We start from the raw sequence: 17173 nt of genomic DNA, 5'->3' as shown, positions 1-17173 counted from the left end.
ATACATAGCCTTCACAATTTGACCCGTCCTTATGGGGACCGCTCTCAATCTGACGAGCGCGATTCGGCGGGCAGGCGAGTTTCCGCTTGTATACCGGCTTAATGGCGGCTTTCTAGTGTTGCGGGAAGGCCTGCTTTCGGCCGAAGGTGACTGCCAGGAGGGCGACCGCGGAAAGTGCGATCATCGCGATGGGGAGCGCTGCCGGTCCGCTGCCATCGACCAGGAGCGCGCCGATCGCCCCTCCGCCGAAGATGGCGAGGTTGAACGCGGTCGTGAGCATCGCGTTCGCAACGTCGACGCTCTCGCCGGCCGCGTCGCCGATCGCCGTCTGCAGCTGCGTCGCGGAGCCGCCGAATGCGACGCCCCACACTGCGACCGCAACGATCGTCACCGGCAGTGAAGCCGAGAAGAGGAGCAGGAGTGCACCGGCGATGATAAAGGCCGCCGTGCTCACGAGGGTAAGGAGCCGAAGCGATCGGTCGATCAGGGTGCCCGTGATCCAGATGCCGACGAGTGCGGCGACGCCGAAGACGAATAGGGTGACGTCGGGGCGGAGATCGACCCCCGCGCCTTCGAGGTACGGTGCGATGTACGTGTAGAGCAGATTGTGGGCAAGCATCCAAGCAAACACCACACCGAGGATCACGGCCACGCCCGGGATCACGAGCACCCGGCCGAGGGGAAGTCGGGTATCTGATCGCTGCCCTGGCGCGTTCGGCACACACGCGAGCACCAACAGCACGACGACGACGGTGAGTGCGGAGACGCCAGCGAAGGACCACCGCCAGCCGACCGTCGAGCCGAGCCAAGCGCCGAGCGGCGTCCCGATAGAGAGCGCGACCGGTGTGCCGGCCATCGCGATCGCGAGGGCGCGGCCTGCGTGTTCCGGGGCGGCGATGCGACGCGCATAGCCCGCGAGCATGCCCCAGATCAGGCCGGAGAACGCCCCGGCGATGAAGCGCACGACGAGCGCGATCACGAGTGTCGGCGCGATCGCCATGAGCGTGTTCGCGACGAAGAAGCCGAGCAGCCCGATGATGAGCAGCGGCTTGCGGGACGCACTTCGCGTCATCGCGATCGCGGGGATCGCGGCGAGGACTGTGCCGAGTGCATAAGCGGTAATGAGCTGGCCGGAAGTGCCGTTGCTGACCTGAAATTCGACGGCGAGTTGGGGGAGCAGACCGGCCGGAAGCGTCTCGGTCATGATGATGATGAACCCGCTGAAGGCCATCAGGACGAGTGCGAGGACGGGCAGGCTACGTTCGCGCTCCGGCCGTTTCGAGGCGGTCGATTCGGATGTTGAGACAGACACAGATGACTCTTCTCTATTTATGGAACGAACGTTCCTATAGTGACGAGCGCATGTCTGTGTGTCAAACTGGAACGAGCGATCCGAAAGGGCTGAGATGGCACAGCAGGGACGACCGAGGACCTTCGTCGAGCACGAGGTACTCGATGCCGCAATGCGGGTGTTCTGGCAGCACGGGTACGAGGCGTCGACGATCACGCAACTGCGTGCGGCAACCGGGCTCTCATCGGCGAGCCTCTATGGCGCCTTCGGGTCGAAGGAGGGCCTGTTCGAGCGTGCGATCGAGCACTACATCGCCGGGCCGGGACAGGTGAGCGAACTCGTCGGCGACCTGACGCTCGACCCGCTCGACGCGCTCGGCCTGATGCTTCACGGGACGATCGAGATGCAGTCCGACCCGGCGCATCCGGGCGGGTGTCTCGTCACACTGTCGGCGACTGTTGGTGCGGGCGGAGACGATGACGTCGCAGCGCGGAGCGTCGTCGCCGCACGTCGGGCAGAGGATCGTACGGGCATCGAGGCGTGCATCCGTCGAGGTGCCGATGCCGGCGCAATCCGTGCCGACCTAGATCCTGCGGCATCGGCGATCCTGGTGCACTCCTTTGTGCTGGGTGTCGCAACGCAACTGCTCGACGGTGTACCGCCCGCCGCGCTGCACGCCGCTACCGAGCTCCTCCTCAACAGCCTCCGTCGTCCGTCTTGACCCCTCGCCCTCATCCTGTTTCGTCCCTTATGCCCTTTTCTTCAACGTGGCCGCCGGCCTCTCACCCGCGACAATTGGCCAAGACAGCAGCATCGAAGCTGGAGCCAGCATGAGGGTCGGGTTGGATGCCGGGCCCCGGTTTGATTCTGGTGCGGGTTGATTTTGTGGTTTTGGGCGCGCTGGCGGGCCCGGTTGTCGCTGGGTGTGCGTCGGGTTCCACGTCTCCGAGGCGTCGTGCTGGTGGCTGAAGGGCCCGCCGGCACCAAGAAGCGCGAAACGTATGGGTCAAGGTGGAAGAAGAAGCCGGGCTCGTCGCCAATGCTGAGCGCGAGAAGGTCACCGTCCCGAACCTGCTGATTTCAGGGGCACTTTCGAAGCATTCCGATTCACCGACTGAGCCGCGCCATTGCAGCGAGAGCTCATGTCTCTGCATAGCGCAGACGCCACCAATTGGCGCTTTCAATAAGACCCTCCCCGGGCGATTCCACGCCGATGTCCCACCTTCGTTAACCTGCACACGGCCATTCGGTGGGCTCCAACAAGTTGCTGGCCCGGCCGGCCGGCCGGACGCTGTTCCGGGTCTGCAGGGGTGGTCGGCATCGAGCTGTAGCATCAGGCGTATGACCCCGGAGCACGAGACCTATGTCGAGCACCTGATGCACGTCGGTGAGGAGCTGACCGGCATCAGCCTTGAGCAGTTGGGGTACGAGCCGCGTCCTGAAGATCTCAGTGCTGATGAACGGAACGATCTGGAGGCCGGGGACCTGGACTGGATGGAATCGGTCACCCCGGAGCGGCGGGACAGAAGCCTGTTCCAGGCAAAGCTCCTGGCTGGTGCGCCCTGGGAGGCATCGGCTATCCTGATCGACCAGCTCTTCGAGGACGTCGCCGAGCTGCGAAGCCTCACTGAAGTCAGCCGGCAGGACGTCGCGGGCAGCTTCGTGCTGTCAGGGCTACCACCCAAGCACGCCGAGAAAAACGATGTGCGGTTTGCCCAGCAGTTTCTGGTCATTGCCACAGACATGGCCGGTGCTCTGATCCGCGGCTGGACCCATCCGTCGTGCGTGGCCCAGGAGTTGGCGGTTCGGTGCCTGCTGGACCAGGTGGAAGTCATTCAGGACCTGTACGGTCTTGACCTTGCGGACGACTGGCGCGGCAGGCTTGAAGAACGCATGCTCGAAGACACGGACAGCGAAATGCTCTACCAGAACGCGATGGACGGATTCGAAGGTGACGTCGAACTCAACCTGCAGCTCGGCCTCGCGCCGATGGATCTCAAGGACTGGTTTGAGCCCTTCAACGATTCCTGCGCTCCGGCCTTCGTGCACTGACCGCAGACGCCCCTAATGCGGGCACTCCCCCGCCCAATTTTTAATGCCGATAATGGACCTTATGTAAGGTTGTCAGTATGTAAAGACAAATAATCTTTCGAATTTAAGCTACCACCTATGTCCTTCCTGAAGCTAGAAGTACGAATCGCACCGCTTCCCCCGGATGACCACCTTGAGGCAATTCCGCACTTGTCCACCGGCCTGTGTCGGCCAGCGTCACGTGGAATGTGCCTTGGCAGCACTCGCACGGCGCCGACGCTGTTGCAGGTCAGCGAAAGGGTTCGCCACGGATTGAGCCTTGCTCGAAAATCCTTTGCATCGGTGGGAACTGTAACGCCACCAAGCCTGACCATCGAGCCGCTCCGCGACAGCTGAAATGTCGGAGGTCGAAAGTATGATCAGAACAGCCACAATGGGGGGCTAGAAAAGGTGGCGTGCAATGGGTGTTAGTGCTTCGTTTGACGAGCTTCAAACCGTCGTAGATGCAGATGTTGCAGTTGTTAAGGTGGCGCGTGAGCGCAGGGACGCTTTCAAAAGCGCGCTGAACGCTGCTCCGGACGTTTGTTCTGTTTGGGGGTCTGGGTCCCTTCGAAGGAGTACGCAGCTTCAACCCGTACACGACGTAGACCTGGTGGTGGAATTCGACCCCACGTTTCACCCTGAATGGGGCGAGGATGGGCCGTCGAGCAGCGAGGCAATCGAGCGGTGCCGCGAGCTTGTCACGGAGCTTCTGGGCGTGACAGCCGGCACTTACGAGCGTCTTGTCAGGCAGGTCAACACCGCCAACCGGAACCGTGCAGCCAAATGCTTTATTGACGATCCCGACGATCCCGATGCGTTTACGGTTGATGTCATGCCTGCCCTCCGTGGGAAGGATGGCATCTTAATCCCCTTCAAGAGCGAGGCCCGCTGGACCCTGGCCGATCCGGAGTATCTCATCAATAGGGTGGCCGAGCGCCAAGAAGCGTGGAACCGCTTTCGTCCCATGGTCCGAGTGCTTAAGTACTGGGCTCGCCAGCAACCCTTCAAGGTGAAGTCGCTGGTCATGGAGGTCTTGGCTCTAGAGTGCCTTCCAGTCTCGGCGAATCGGGCGACAGCCTTGAGCGGCTTCTTTGCCGCGGCATCGCGTCATTCCCTTTCCGTTGTAGACCCGGCGGGGCTCTCCGGGGCGATTCAGCCGTCCCTTGATTCTGCTGCCCTTCGCCGGGCGATGGAAGACGCGGCCTTGTCTGCAGCGTCTGCGCTCCGGGCGGCAGCTGACGGGAATCAAGCTGAAGCGACGCGGATGTGGCGTAGTGTCCTGGGCCCTGCGTTCCCGGTTGTGGCAGCAGCCGGAGGTGCTGCCGCCGGTCCGCGCCAGGTTAAGGACTCGCCTCAAGGATGAGGACGCACCAGCTCACGAGCCTTACCTGGTGGGAGGCTGAGCCCGATTTGCTGGTCCGGGAACTGAAAGCTGTCAATGAGTTTTTTCCGGATCTCAGATGGGTGGGTGAAGGGGCGGGCTACTGCATCGGGCCCGTTCCCTCCTGGCCCTTCTCACGGGCAGCTCCACATAATCTAGACCGGCTCCTCGGAGACTCACCTTTCGAAATCCGAGTGCAATATGGTCATGCCTTTCCCGCAGCTCCCCCCTCGGTTTTCCCGCTGGCACCGAAACCCCGTGTAGAGTTGCGCAGCTTTACTGACTATCACGTGCTCAGCGACGGATCGCTCTGCCTGCTCCGGGATGCAGAGCAGTGGACCAGTTCATCGCTGACCTCCGACCTCGTCCTTAAGGCTGCGGCATGGCGCATCGAGTATGCGCTTTTCGAAGTCGGAGCAATCGAGAAGATGACACAGAACGGAATTGTTGTAGATGATGTGCTCGACTCGCTCCTGGTGGAGCACATAGAGGAGCTGCCAGATGAGGGGTGACGAATCTCGGTTGCTGCTCATCCCGAAGGCAGCAGCAGAACTCATATCGAAGTCGGGGCCCTGGGGCCACATCACTTGTCGAGTGTCCGAACCAGACCGAGCCGCCATCGTTATGGCGGTTTCCGAGGGAAATTCTCTGCCTCAGCGGATGGACGAAAATAAGACCCATTTCTTGACCAGCGCGGATACCCACCCGTTAGGTGTCTGGTATCGAACCACAGCAGAGCTCGCCGTCCAGGCCTATCTGTTGATCCGCCAGCAACAGGCGCTTACGTTCAAGGCTTTCAAGAAGTACGTGCCGGAGGCCCGTGACCCGGGCGCCGGGCAATACATCGCCATTACATTTACTGAGGCACCCCCCGAGATAGCCCCCGGCCGGGTCCTCCCCCAGTTCACGGCCTGGACGGTGAGCCGGGACGGGGCGCAGCCCGAGAATTGCGATGTTGAGACGGACCGGGGTCAACTCTCAACGCTTGCCGCCCACTGGCCAATTAGGGAACTCAAGGGCCAACGCGTGCTTCTCATAGGCGCAGGAAGCATAGGAGGTGCCGCCGCCGTCGCCTTGTCTGGCTACGGCGTAGGAAATCTGGATATTGTCGATCCTGACCGGCTTCTGTACCACAACATCCCGCGGCACATCTGCTCGTCGAGCGCCGTGGGCAGGTACAAGGTCGATGCCCTCGCAAAGCATATTGGACCCAAATGGACCGAAACAGATGTCTCCGGTTTCCGGATAGATGCGATTGCGGATGCTGATCTTCTTCGACCCTTGATCGAAATGGCGAATGTGGTTGTATGCACTGTCGACGGGGTCGAAGCCAGACGGGTAATCAGTTACCTGTGCAAGCGAGCAGGGCGACCACTAGTACTCGCCTGCGTGTTAGCAGATGGCCGATACGGCGAGATACTGCGACTTCGGCCATTCCCCGAAATCGGCTGCCTGGAGTGCCAACGACGCGCCCTGCACGCTTCCGGGCAGATGGACCTCGAACCTACCCTGGACCGCGGCTACGGCGAAGGAACGCGCCATAACCCCATGACCGCTGTAGGGGCAGACCTTCACCTGATGGGATCCCTCGCTGCAAAAACGGCGGTAGCCACGATACTGAACGATTTGGGGCACTTGGATCAAGTACTCGAGGACGATAACGCAGTTGTCGCCCTGCGCCCCGAGGCTGGCCTGGCAAAACCTTTCGACTCTGCCCGCGCGATGTCTATTGGTTGGTATCCGTCCGCTGCGTCCTATCCAGATTGCCTGGCATGCCGCCCAGCATAGGTCGACGACGCGTCCACATGAGAGAGCATGCTGCGCAATCCATATTGCGTGCCGTGGCAGATGGAGGAAGCCAACTCGAAACGGGCGGCGCCCTCTTCGGCTTTGACGATGGCCGTCATCTTCTGATTACTGCTGCCTCCGGCCCGGGGCCGGACGCACTACGGAAGGCAAACTACTTTCTGCGGGACCTGACACACACGCAGGAATTCGCCGCAGAAATATTTCGCGTGACCGGCGCGCAATGGATAGGGGAATGGCACACACACCCTCACGGTCCTCCAGTGCCGAGTCAGCGCGACATCCACACCTACGCTGCCCACCTTCTCGACAGCGACCTGAACTTCAACACGTTTGTCTCCATCATCGTGTCGCCGGTTACTCCTGAAGAGGAAGTATCGCTGCAATTCTGGCTACTAACCCACGATGACAAAGACATAGCCATCTATCCGATAGAACCAGAGAATGGGGTCAGCCAGCATGGTCATGCCGTTTGATTTAGGACAAGCATTTACCGCCAAGCAGAATCACATGTTGACCGGGCTTGGTTTGATGCCGAACTTCACCAATCACCCGACAGCCAAGGGTGACGCCACCGAGGACCGCTGGATAGACATGCTCAGCGAGTTCCTGCCCCGCCGCTATGGAGTGGGCAAAGTTTTCGCAATCGACTCCAGGGGTAACCAGAGTCAACAAATTGATGTGGCCATCTACGACCAGCAGTATTCGCCCCTGTTCTTCGAACAAAGCGGCCTCCACTTTGTACCGGTGGAGAGCATCTATGCCGTGTTCGAGGCCAAGCCGGAGTTGAACAAGGGTTACGTTGAGTATGCCCGTGACAAGGTGGCAAGCGTTCGCGCGCTTCACCGTACTTCCGTAGGCATCCGCCACGCCGGGGGAACGTATGCGCCTCAGGATCCCGCCACCAAACCCATCCTCGGAGGAATCCTTGCCACGGGGTCTGCATGGGCCGACATCCAGGGAGAAGCTGCTCGTACCGCCCTCCTTCAAGGTGACAAACAGGATCGCCTGGACTTCGCGATCGCGGTGCAATACGGCGCCGTCGAACGCGTCGGTGACGAACTGGTCTACGCCGGACCAGATCAGCAGCTCATTTGGTTTGCAATGCAACTTTTCAAGAGGCTATCGACGCTGGGTACCGTGCTCGCACTTGATCTGAGCGCGTACGGACGCCACATGGAGGACATTCCCGCGTCGCTTCTGGAACAGCCTCCCTTCGACGTCTCTCCTGCTGCAGCCCGATAACTCATCGCCCCCAAGGGCCAGCGGCTGCGGCCGCTCTCGTCACCGTTCCGAGATTCAGCTGAATGCCGCGGTGACAGACAGGTGTGCGGAGGGGACCTGCCATAGCAGGTCTCCTTCCCTCATGTCTGGCTAGCGTTCGAGTCCGCCACGTTCCAACGTCCGGCCTTTGCCGCCTTGCTTGGCCATCTTTGATGTCTTGGCCAATGACGGTTTCTGCGCGACGGCGGCCGAGGGGTGGGTACCCTGGTGCTTGTCTGCCAGGAGCCGGGAGATTACGGCTTCGCGGTCGCCCTTGCCTTCCAGGCTTTCGGCCAGCTGCTGGCGTCGGTCGGCGGTATCCCACGCCGGTTCGCTTCTGTCTGCCCGGTCCTGTCGGTTGGCACCGGCAACTGCTGCGCCGGCCACCACCTCATCGCTGCGCGCGGCCGATTCTTTGGTCCGTTCACTTTCGGCTTCGAAGCGGGCCTGCTGTGCCCGGACCAGGGCCTCGGACACGGATACCTCGTCCGCACCGGTGTTGTTCACATCGATGCCGTAACGGCTCTGGACTTGGTCGCTGATTTTCTCGGCTGCCTGGGCGGCTTCGGGGTCGTAGGCCTTCCAAGCCGTGGCGGTCTCGTGAACCCCTTCGATCATCTCTGGGGTGGCTTTGTCCCACCAGTCCACGCGGGAGACCGGCGCCAGCTGGGCCCGGGCGGCAGCCCGCTGGCCGTCAAAGCGGTCCTGCAACTCCCGCGCCCGTTGTTCCTCTGCTGCGGCGATGGTGCGCTGTTCCTGTTCGCGCATTCTGGCAAGCTGCTCGCCGATGCGGCTGGCAACCATCAGCCCGGTACGCATCGCACCGTCCACCGCGTCGTCTATTCCGTCTGCTTCGCTCATGCTCTTCCCCTATCGCTCGATGCCTGGATTCCGATGCTGGTCCCGGACCGGTTCCTCGGGCCGGGTTGGCCCGGCCTGCTGCAGTGTTCGATCCGGTCTGGTGAGTGTGGTCGGGACGGGTGAGCCGCCACGTGAGCGTTCGGCGATGAGCCGTGCACGGAGGGCTTCTTCGCTGGCTCCCGGGTGCTGTTCGCGCAGCGCTTCCATCGTCATGGGGTGAGCCGTGATGGTGTGGGCGGTGGCGCTGGCTTCGACGGCTTTGCCGGCTGCAGTGACGGCAGCTGAGAGGCCGCTGACGCGCCGGAGGTCGTCGGTGGCTTTGTGCATGTCGTGGATGGCGCGGGCGGTCTGGGCGAGTTGCCGGAACAAGAGGGCGTAGGCGGCGCGGTCGCTTCTGGACGTGGCGGCCAAGAGGATCGTTGTGGCACCGCGTGCCGACGGCAGAGCATCCGCCGGCCGGGGCGGGTAGCGCCGGAGCTGGGCTGATTTGGACAGCTCCCGTGCGGCGTCCGCCAGCGGTCCTGGTGTCGGTTCGATGCGTTTGGACCATGCGCCAAACGCGGCCGAAGTTTCCCGAGCTGCCTGTGCCCAGGCCGCGTGGTCACTGTACGGAGTGGTGGCCAGTTTCTCGCGCAGGGCGCTGACGTCGTGGGCGTACTTGCTCCACAGTTCGGCCGACGGCTGCAGGGTCTCCCGGCCACGGCTTACCGGCCGGCAGTTGCGTGCCGCAGCGTTCCATTCCGCAACAGCGGCAGTCGCTGACTCCGGGCTGCTTTCCCACCCAGCCCGGAGCTTGGGCAGAGCCAAATCACGTCCCAGAGAGTTGCCGCCGAACCACACGGCACGCTCACCCTTGCGGGGACGTTCGGCCACGGAGTACCCGGTCACGACATCGGTACGGCCGGCGGCGTACCGGGGCCGCACGAGAACACCCTCCTGGCGTGCACGGCGGACGAACTCAGCTTCATCCATTGATGCTGTTGCGCAGGTGCGGACCTTCCGGGCGAGGCTGTGGCGCTCGACCTCGGGCAGGCCCTGGCGGGCGGCCTTGGCCTGTTCCGCGGGCGTGAATCCCCGTTCGGCACGGACCGCGTCCAGCTGGTTGAGGCCGTACTTTTTCTCCAGCGCCCTCGCGGCCTGTTGGGACTTGTATTTGCTCTTCCAGCTGTTCCATTTGGTGCCGTCGTCGCGGACCATGCTGGCCACGATGTGGATGTGGTCGTTGCCGTTTTTGCTGAGTCCGTGGCGGACGGCAACCCACCGGGCCGGGGCCTTACCGCCGTCTTCGGTGAAGTCCATGTCCGTCATGAAGTCATTCGCGATCGCGCCCCACTGGGCGTCGGTGAGCTGTCCTTCTTCGGCGGCCAGGCTCAGTGAGCAGTGGAAGACATGCCCGCCATCAACTTCGGTCTTGTAGAACTGGTGGGCTCGGTCCAGGGCGTTGGCGATGTCCAGGGCCGCGTCCCGGTTCAGTTCGTTATCGTCGTGCCATGCCATCAGCGCTGAGTCGCCGGCGACAAGGTGCGGTTCCTCGTGTTCGTTGGCACGTCCCGGGCCTGCGAGGTAGATCAGCAGGCCCGCCATCCGGTCGCCCTGGGTGATGTTCGGAATCACGGCACGATCACCGGCCGGCCATCTCGGCGAGCTGCCTGTCGATGCGAATGATGACGCTCTTGGCATGGGCGATCGTTGCTGCCGCTTCGGGCGGCACGTCGCCGGTGGAGTTGGCGTGCCGGGCGATCTGGTTGATGTTGTTCGCCACGCTCCCGATGAGGCGCTGCAGGTTGGACAGCTGCATGAACTGATCGCGCCGCTCCGACGGACTCTCACTCTCCTCATTGAGCACCGCTTCGATCAGCAGTCGCGGAATCGTGACGCGGTGCTTCTCCGCCAGAGCGAGCAGTTGGGCTTCCTCTTCGGGACTGACCTTGACCTCGTGGCGGTGCATCCTGCCGCCGTCAACGTTCGCCCGGCGGCGGCGGGACTTCCAACCGGCGAAGCCGTTACCTTCACTCACGTCTCCCGCCTTTCGTGTTTGCCAGCGCAGCGACCCGGAGTACCCGGGATCAGACTTCAGTCTGCCGCGACCGGAACTCAGTTCCCGGCAGCGACACGAACTTAGCCCGGCTAAGTTCCCAGCTTGCTCCGGTGTTTTTTCGGATCGCTGTCTGCGCGGCGGTTCGTCCCGTGGACTCGGGGATCTGGTGGTTAGGGTGGATGCATGGCGAACCTCGACATTGAAAAGACACGTAACCAGGCCCGCGCGCTGCTCGACTCGCGCATCGAATCCGTCACGCAGTTGGTCAAGGCCCGGCAGCGGGTCGCTGACCTCAAGGAACAACTCGCGGAGGCCGAACGCGACGACAAGCGCTCATACGTCCGGGCCACCAAGGACGGGTGGAGCACCGAGGAGCTGAAGAAGCTTGGACTCGAACCAGGGGCCGTCTCACGCCGGCGAAAAACCTCCGCGTCACAGACCGCAGGCCAGGCGTCCACTCCCCCGCACGGTGACATCCTGGACACCGCGACCACACAGTCCTAAGGAGCGGCGGGTTCCTTCCCCATGGTCCAAGACGGTGCGCCCGGCACACCCCAGGTCAGGGCCGGCTTTCTTCAGCCAAGGACCACAAAGAACACCCGCAAGCGGATGCACCGCGCCACTGATTGGCCGTCACCTTTGGGTGGCGGCCAATCCGCGTTGTCTTGCCTCAACATCTTCCCTGCTGCCCCCGAAGGGGAGGCCGGGCGGGGTCAGGTGGGCGGGTCGAGGAGTTGGGGTCCGTTGTTGCGGACGCTGTTCACCCGGTCCGTGACAACCCGCGGCGTCAGGACCGGTTCGGGCATGGCGTCCAGCAGCTCCTGCACGTCGTTCTTTCCGGTGGTGCCCGGGTTGAGCCAGGCCCCGTACATCTCCGGCGGGACGATGACCGGGGCCCGGTCGTGGACGTGGCCGAGGGAATCGTGGGCCGTGGTGGTCAGCACGGTGCAGCTGAGCAACCACCGGTGCGGGTCATCCTCCGGCAGGGACGGGTCGGGCCAGAACTCGTAGAGTCCCGCAAAGGCCAGCAGGTCATTTGAGTATGTCAACTATCTTTGGCCCCGGTGGGACGGTTATTTCTGGCCCCGCTTCATCGGCTTAGCTCGCTGATTGTGGGTTAAGCGTGCGCAGAGGCGGGCGCGGCCCTCACGACTTGAGCGTCTGGGGGTTAAATACTGGGACATCCCCTATGTCGACATTTAGGATGCAGGCATGTTCACCTGCAATTTGACCGTCGTCCGTCAGAGTGGCATGGATCTCACGGTCCAGACTTTGGAGACCACGGAGACCCATCTCCTCATTCGCCTCAGATCAGAGGCCCGAATTCCATCCAGACATCATCGGGCCGGGACAACTCTTGCAGCGGCGCATGAGGGATTTACGCTCACCGATGGACACGGCACGACGCTGATGTTGGCGCATAGCAACTCGCTTTCAGACAGCCCCTTCGGAGGAATCCTCGACCTGGCCTTCCCGTCAGATGGCCAGTTCGATCTAGGCACTCCGCTGACCCTCAAATCCGAGAACGCCGAAGTGATATTTCAACTCTGACGCAAACGTAGGTGTGCCTTACAAGGGTCAGCTCGATGTTTGTTGGTTGAGGGTGTGGGCGAGGCGGTAGGAGTCGGTTCCGGTTTCGATGATGGTGCCGTTGAAGGTAAGGCGGTCCACGATGGCGGCGCAGAGGCGCGGGTCGGTGAAGGTTTTGGTCCAGCCGGAGAATGACTCGTTCGACGCGATCGCAATGGAATTCTTTTCCTCGCGTTCGGTGAGGACCTGGAACAGTAGTTCGGCGCCCCGCCGGTCCAGTTCCATGTAACCCAGCTCGTCGATGCAGAGCAGGTCCACCCGGCCGTACCGGGCAATGGTCTTGGCCAGGACCTTCTCATCGGCGGCTTCGGCAAGTTCGTTCACGAGACGGGTGGCGAGGGTGTATTTGACTCGGTAGCCCTTCTCTGCGGCGGCGGTGCCGAGTCCGATGAGCAGGTGGGATTTGCCGGTCCCGGAGTCCCCAATCAGGCAGAGGGGTTGTCCTTTGCGGATCCATTCCCCGGTGGCCAGGGTGTGGATGGTGGCGGGGTTGATGTTCGGGTTTGCATCGAAGTCAAAGTCCCCGAGCCACTTGTCCCGGGGAAAGTTCGCGGCTTTCACGCGCCGGATCGAGGAGCGCCGGTCCCTGTCGTCGCACTCGGCCAGCAGCAATTCGGCCAGGAATCCTTGGTAGGAGAGTTGTTCCTTCCCCGCGACGGCGAGGGCTTCGTCGAGCACCGCCCGGATCGTGGGCAGGCGCAGCCGACGGCACGCCTGGTCCACGGCGGCGACCGCTGCCTGCTCAGTCAGGCCTCGCCGCCGGCGCAAGGTCGGGGTGATGGTGGTCGCCGGTGCGGTGGGGCTCATGAGATGTTCTCCTTCGACGCGGTTCCTGCAGGGTGTTCGGAACGTTTGGCCAGCAGCTCGTCATAGGCGCGGACTGAGGGCAGTGGCCGGCTCTCAGGCGGCAGCCCGGCAATGACCGCGGCGGGGTCCATGAGCCGGCGTTGGGTGAGACTGACAACCCGTTGCACTTTCTCTTCAGCATGAGCACCGGGATGACGGCCGGACCTGGCCCCACCCCGGCAAGATGCCGTAGCGTATCTGCGTGCTTCGACCGCAACGACGTCGGCGCTGACCGCACCCACTACCAGCGCCGCACTGATCCCTGCATGAATGTCTCCGGCATCCATCGACCGGTGAAGGAGCAGGACGTCGATGAGTTCACGAGTCCCGTCGGCGTCGCCGTTGACCCGGCGGGAGGCGGCCCAGAAAGCCTCGTGCGCGCTGGTAAACGCCCCGGACTCCCGCGCCCTTGCCAAAGCAGTAGAGCCTGGAAGGGCGCCGGGCTTGGTTTTGAGGACCTCGAGATAGTGATCCAGCTGGACCGACTGACCGGACCGGGCGGCGAGCCGCTGATGCCTGGCGACCACGGTGCGGCCATCGAACACCACAACCTCGGACGCCCGCAATGAGACCCTGACCCTCCGCCCGATGAACCGGGCTGGGACGGAATACTTCACCATCCTGACCGTGACCATCGAGGACCTGTCGACCCTCGGGTTCAGCGCCAGACCCGGATCAAATTCCTCCGCCGGCAACGGGGCCAGAAACGGCCGTTCAATCTCGAAGTCCTGGCCTATCGTGCGGATCCTGTCATTGATCCGCCGGTTCTCGTCCTGAGCTTCCCAAGCCCGTATCCGGTCGTTGAGCTCGTCCAGGGAGTCAGCAACAGGCATCGGTGAAAGCCGGTTGCGGCGGAACCAGCCCACCTCACCCTCAACCCCGCCCTTTTCGTGGGCCCCTGCGATGCCGGACTGGCAATAGAAGGGATCGAAGCCGTAGAACGAACGGAACAACACCCATCTGTCGTTCTCCCGGCGCTGCCGGCCCTGCCCGAACACCACCGCGGTGACAGCACTGGTGAGGTTGTCATAGCGGATGTGTTTAGTCGGGACGCCGCCCAGAACCTTGAAAGCCTCGACGTGCCCTTCAAGAAAGGCTTCCTGGGCCTGGGTCGGGTAGATCCGATGGATGGCCCTGCCCGAATGCGATAACCGGAAAATGAACATGTGGCACTTCGTCTTCACGCCGTTCAGCACGACATAGACCTCGCCGAAGTCCACCTCAGCCTCAGCACCCGGTGCGTGTTCCTGGGGAATGAACACCTCAACGCGGCGTCCGGCCTCCACATCAATTTGGGCCCGGCGGACCCTGACGTAATCACGCACCGTGGAATACGACAGCTCTTGCGCACCGTGCTCTTCGATGAGCCGGGCCAGAATCCTTTCGCCTGTGAACCCCGTACCGGACCGCCAACGCACGAACCGATAAGCCCTCAACCCGGGCGTCCCTCCGAATCCGCGCGAACAACTCCACTCTCGACTCCATCCAGACCAGCCTTCCGCCGCATCCATCCACTGATGGATCCAACGTTGAAGGTGGGGCCACAAATAACCGTCACAGGTGCCCGGCGAGTCACGAAGTGGGGCCAGAAATAACCGTCCTACCGGGGCCATCCAAACCTGTCACAGCCAGCAGGCAGGGAATCCTGGTCATACAACGCGATTACGGCAAGTACACCGTTCGAGTCGACCATGAAGTGCCATGCGGCACAACTCGGGAGTTCCGCGATTAGATCGTGMGAAGGTGAACGAGAGGACACGACACCTTGGTCGCGCGCCGTCCATAAAGCCTGGTGGACAAATATCCGCCCTGAATGCCCGCTGCTCTCTAAACAGATTCTCTAAAACCGCCCACCAAACGCAGGTCACGGTCTACGTCGCACGCGGACTCCGCCGAGCACCGAAACAGGAAGAACCTCAAACTGTCCAGACGCCATCTGGACAGTTTGAGACTCCCTTACGGGATGGAAGCTCGCCCTGCAACAGCTGTGCCGGCCCTCATAGCACCAGCAATCGTGCAACAAGCTGTTGCACTAATCAGCACTCCGCCTCCCCCTAGGAGACTTGAACCGTCCGCACGCTCCAAAGAAGAGAGCAGTGGCATTAAGTCTCGTTGCTCCCTATCCTGTCCATCACTAATCAACTGCTCACACCTCTGGCATCCAAGGCCGTCAGCGTGAGCACAACCCACGTCTAGTCATGTCGGAAGATGACGTCGCGCARATGAATACACGTGACCGTCAAGAAATGCGAAGAGTGCACTGAAGGCTTCAAGCCCACACGAAGGACACAGCGCTTCTGCTCAACGCGCTGTGCTAACAGGCAGCGGGACCGTCGACGTCGGTCTCGTAACCGCCCGGCTCAGCTACGCAAAGCAGACTCGCTGTCCACTGACCTGAAGGCCCAGCTGGAAGCCAGCAAGCGACAACTAGAGTCCAAAACAAGATCATGTCAGCGGCACCGGGAAGTACTCCAGTCCAAGCTCAGGTCCCAAGCCTTCGAGATCGATCGGCTCGAAGCGGAGAACTCMGAACAAAGAGTSARCAACAACCTYCTCCAGTCAGAGGTCTCCCGCCTCAAACGCGCGCAAAGAACCAATGTCCAGGATCTGGCACACATCTCCGCCTGGCTGGTCTCTCTTGCTCAGACAAAAGGCGTCGCGCTCGATCAAGCAACGCTGGAGATTTTCCGTCGTCGTGGATGGCATCCATCGAAGCGTCAAGCTGGAGCCCCGCGGCTATGACAATGTCCATCGCCCGGCTTTCTGCACAAGCAGGCCTGCGCTACCTGTTCAAGACGACGATGATGGACGACCAATCCACTTCTACCCGGGACGCCACCACCTACTACATGAAGGCCGGCACTCCGGAAGGCCGATGGATTGGCAGCGGACTGCAAGGAATCAACAGAACGGCCGCTGAGCCCATCTCCGAAACGGACGCGAAAGCAGTCTTCGACTTAGCAGTCCACCCCGACACAGGCGGGCCGCTGGGCCGCCCCCACAGCGAACCCACTGTCGTAGACAACAAGACCGGCCCACCGACCGTGAGGCACGCCGTCGTCGGCTTTGACCTCACCTTCAGTGTGCCGAAGTCTGTGTCCGTACTGTGGGCACTCAGCCCTCGCGGCACCCAGGACCAAATCCTGCAAACCCACCGTGAAGCGGTCGAGGAAACCCTTGCCTGGCTTGAAGATGCCGTCATCCACACCCGCGCCGGACGGAACGGCGTCGCCCACCTCGGCACAATGGGCACCATTGCCGCTGCCTTCGACCACTGGGAATCCCGCGCGGGAGACCCTCAACTCCACACGCATCTGGTGATCGCCAACCGCATCCAGCGGATCACCGACGGAGCGTGGGTCACACCCGACTCCCGCACCCTGTACAAGGCCGCCGTCGCCSCCAGCGAACACTACAACGGACTCCTGTTTGACGCCCTCCACCGGAACCTCGGAAGTGACACGGAAATCCGTAACCCCGTCACCAGCACCCAGAATCCCAGCCAACAGCTCACCGGCATAGACGAAGCACTCATCCGCGAATTTTCAAACCGGTCTCGACTCATCAATCTGGAAACAGACCGCCTCGTGACGGAATGGGTCACGGAACACGGTCATCCTCCCACCGCAGCAACGATCATCAAGCTTCGCCAGCAGGCCACCTTGGCCACCCGCGTCCCGAAGGCAGAGCTACCCAGACCGCTGCATGAACTCTCTAGCCGATGGCGCGAACGGGCGGCCGCAAAAGGATTCCAACCAGCGGACGTCCTCGCCGCCGCCATCAACCGCTCCTCGGACTCCCCCTTCGCGTTCACGGACTTCACCTCCGACTGGATCGACAGTGTCGCCTCCCATACCCGTGAAAGGGTCGCCGGCAAACGCTCAACCTGGAACCGCTGGAACCTCCTCGCCGAAGCCGAAAGGGTCTGCGCACAGATCCGTTGCCGGTCCGCTTCCGACCGGAATGCACTAATGGATGCCGTCGCCACGGCCGCTGAACATCAGTCCGTGGCGCTCAACGACTA

The 17173-nt window shown here is 62.3% G+C and carries 16 protein-coding genes and 1 pseudogene; 10 read left to right on the top strand and 7 right to left on the bottom strand.

Annotation, left to right across the window (positions count from 1 at the left end; genetic code table 11):
* Positions 1 to 112 precede the first annotated feature (112 nt).
* A complete protein-coding gene (locus AC1DEY_RS05480) occupies positions 113 to 1312 on the bottom strand; it encodes an MFS transporter (protein WP_476867102.1) in 1200 nt (399 codons plus the stop codon).
* 94 nt (positions 1313 to 1406) lie between these two features.
* Here AC1DEY_RS05480 and AC1DEY_RS05475 point away from each other — a divergent pair, with 94 nt between their 5' ends.
* From AC1DEY_RS05475 to AC1DEY_RS05445, 7 genes are all read left to right on the top strand, one after another.
* Entirely contained in the window at positions 1407 to 2012 is a 606-nt protein-coding gene (locus tag AC1DEY_RS05475) for a TetR/AcrR family transcriptional regulator (protein WP_476867101.1), read from the top strand.
* A gap of 620 nt (positions 2013 to 2632) precedes the next feature.
* Positions 2633 to 3343 (top strand): hypothetical protein, encoded by a 711-nt coding sequence (locus tag AC1DEY_RS05470; protein ID WP_476867100.1) that lies wholly within the window; start codon positions 2633 to 2635, stop codon positions 3341 to 3343.
* 439 nt (positions 3344 to 3782) lie between these two features.
* Positions 3783 to 4727, top strand: a complete 945-nt coding sequence (locus AC1DEY_RS05465) for a nucleotidyltransferase family protein (RefSeq protein ID WP_476867099.1) — start codon at positions 3783 to 3785, stop codon at positions 4725 to 4727.
* A 308-nt stretch (positions 4728 to 5035) separates the two neighbouring features.
* The gene (locus tag AC1DEY_RS05460) at positions 5036 to 5257 is read left to right on the top strand and encodes a hypothetical protein (RefSeq protein WP_476867098.1); all 222 of its coding nucleotides are present in this window, start codon (positions 5036 to 5038) and stop codon (positions 5255 to 5257) included.
* A complete protein-coding gene (locus AC1DEY_RS05455; protein WP_476867097.1) occupies positions 5247 to 6533 on the top strand; it encodes a ThiF family adenylyltransferase in 1287 nt (428 codons plus the stop codon). The genes AC1DEY_RS05460 and AC1DEY_RS05455 overlap by 11 nt, the downstream gene beginning before the upstream one ends.
* Positions 6518 to 7027: a Mov34/MPN/PAD-1 family protein gene (locus AC1DEY_RS05450; protein ID WP_476867096.1), complete on the top strand. Its 510-nt coding sequence runs from the start codon at positions 6518 to 6520 to the stop codon at positions 7025 to 7027. Before AC1DEY_RS05455 ends, AC1DEY_RS05450 begins: the two co-directional genes overlap by 16 nt.
* On the top strand, positions 7011 to 7796 hold the full coding sequence (locus AC1DEY_RS05445; protein WP_476867095.1) for a DUF6602 domain-containing protein: 786 nt from the start codon (positions 7011 to 7013) through the stop codon (positions 7794 to 7796). Before AC1DEY_RS05450 ends, AC1DEY_RS05445 begins: the two co-directional genes overlap by 17 nt.
* A 129-nt stretch (positions 7797 to 7925) precedes the next feature.
* Here the strand turns inward: AC1DEY_RS05445 and AC1DEY_RS05440 are convergent, their stop codons facing one another.
* From AC1DEY_RS05440 to AC1DEY_RS05430, 3 genes are read right to left on the bottom strand one after another with little or no spacing between them, the layout of a single operon-like run.
* Positions 7926 to 8675 carry a hypothetical protein gene (locus AC1DEY_RS05440; protein ID WP_476867094.1) on the bottom strand — a complete coding sequence of 250 codons (750 nt, stop codon included), beginning with the start codon at positions 8673 to 8675 and terminating at the stop codon, positions 7926 to 7928.
* A gap of 9 nt (positions 8676 to 8684) precedes the next feature.
* Positions 8685 to 10289 (bottom strand): relaxase/mobilization nuclease domain-containing protein, encoded by a 1605-nt coding sequence (locus AC1DEY_RS05435; protein WP_476867093.1) that lies wholly within the window; start codon positions 10287 to 10289, stop codon positions 8685 to 8687.
* 7 nt (positions 10290 to 10296) lie between these two features.
* The gene (locus tag AC1DEY_RS05430; protein WP_476867092.1) at positions 10297 to 10692 is read right to left on the bottom strand and encodes a plasmid mobilization protein; all 396 of its coding nucleotides are present in this window, start codon (positions 10690 to 10692) and stop codon (positions 10297 to 10299) included.
* 204 nt (positions 10693 to 10896) lie between these two features.
* Between AC1DEY_RS05430 and AC1DEY_RS05425 the strand changes: the two genes are divergently transcribed.
* Positions 10897 to 11217, top strand: a complete 321-nt coding sequence (locus tag AC1DEY_RS05425) for a hypothetical protein (RefSeq protein WP_476867091.1) — start codon at positions 10897 to 10899, stop codon at positions 11215 to 11217.
* Positions 11218 to 11426: 209 nt separating this feature from the next.
* On the opposite strand, the gene AC1DEY_RS05420 is transcribed toward AC1DEY_RS05425, so the two are convergent.
* The gene (locus tag AC1DEY_RS05420) at positions 11427 to 11762 is read right to left on the bottom strand and encodes an SOS response-associated peptidase (protein WP_476867090.1); all 336 of its coding nucleotides are present in this window, start codon (positions 11760 to 11762) and stop codon (positions 11427 to 11429) included.
* Between the two features lie 163 nt (positions 11763 to 11925).
* Between AC1DEY_RS05420 and AC1DEY_RS05415 the strand changes: the two genes are divergently transcribed.
* Complete coding sequence (locus tag AC1DEY_RS05415; RefSeq protein WP_476867089.1) at positions 11926 to 12264, top strand: hypothetical protein; 339 nt, start codon at positions 11926 to 11928, stop codon at positions 12262 to 12264.
* Between the two features lie 27 nt (positions 12265 to 12291).
* On the opposite strand, the gene istB is transcribed toward AC1DEY_RS05415, so the two are convergent.
* Both istB and istA read right to left on the bottom strand, forming a co-directional pair.
* Positions 12292 to 13110, bottom strand: coding sequence for an IS21-like element helper ATPase IstB (istB, locus tag AC1DEY_RS05410; protein WP_476867088.1), 819 nt, complete (start codon positions 13108 to 13110; stop codon positions 12292 to 12294).
* Positions 13107 to 14634, bottom strand: a pseudogene (gene istA / locus AC1DEY_RS05405) (IS21 family transposase). The gene istB and the pseudogene istA overlap by 4 nt, the downstream one beginning before the upstream one ends.
* A 1253-nt stretch (positions 14635 to 15887) precedes the next feature.
* On the opposite strand from istA, the gene mobF reads away from it, so the two are divergent.
* A partial coding sequence (mobF, locus tag AC1DEY_RS05400) for a MobF family relaxase (protein WP_476867087.1) occupies positions 15888 to 17173 on the top strand: 1286 nt, incomplete at its 3' end.

The organism is Arthrobacter sp. 05T47, assembly GCF_056395825.1.
This window is presented reverse-complemented; position numbering and strand designations above follow the sequence as displayed.

What these genes read in the sequence shown, in the direction of transcription:
- AC1DEY_RS05440 (WP_476867094.1), bottom strand. Translation starts at nt 8,675, where the DNA reads ATGAGCGAAGCAGACGGAATAGACGACGCGGTGGACGGTGCGATGCGT.
- AC1DEY_RS05455 (WP_476867097.1), top strand. Translation starts at nt 5,247, where the DNA reads ATGAGGGGTGACGAATCTCGGTTGCTGCTCATCCCGAAGGCAGCAGCA.
- AC1DEY_RS05470 (WP_476867100.1), top strand. Translation starts at nt 2,633, where the DNA reads ATGACCCCGGAGCACGAGACCTATGTCGAGCACCTGATGCACGTCGGT.
- AC1DEY_RS05415 (WP_476867089.1), top strand. Translation starts at nt 11,926, where the DNA reads ATGTTCACCTGCAATTTGACCGTCGTCCGTCAGAGTGGCATGGATCTC.
- AC1DEY_RS05425 (WP_476867091.1), top strand. Translation starts at nt 10,897, where the DNA reads ATGGCGAACCTCGACATTGAAAAGACACGTAACCAGGCCCGCGCGCTG.
- AC1DEY_RS05450 (WP_476867096.1), top strand. Translation starts at nt 6,518, where the DNA reads ATGCCGCCCAGCATAGGTCGACGACGCGTCCACATGAGAGAGCATGCT.
- istB (WP_476867088.1), bottom strand. Translation starts at nt 13,110, where the DNA reads ATGAGCCCCACCGCACCGGCGACCACCATCACCCCGACCTTGCGCCGG.
- AC1DEY_RS05475 (WP_476867101.1), top strand. Translation starts at nt 1,407, where the DNA reads ATGGCACAGCAGGGACGACCGAGGACCTTCGTCGAGCACGAGGTACTC.
- AC1DEY_RS05465 (WP_476867099.1), top strand. Translation starts at nt 3,783, where the DNA reads ATGGGTGTTAGTGCTTCGTTTGACGAGCTTCAAACCGTCGTAGATGCA.
- AC1DEY_RS05445 (WP_476867095.1), top strand. Translation starts at nt 7,011, where the DNA reads ATGGTCATGCCGTTTGATTTAGGACAAGCATTTACCGCCAAGCAGAAT.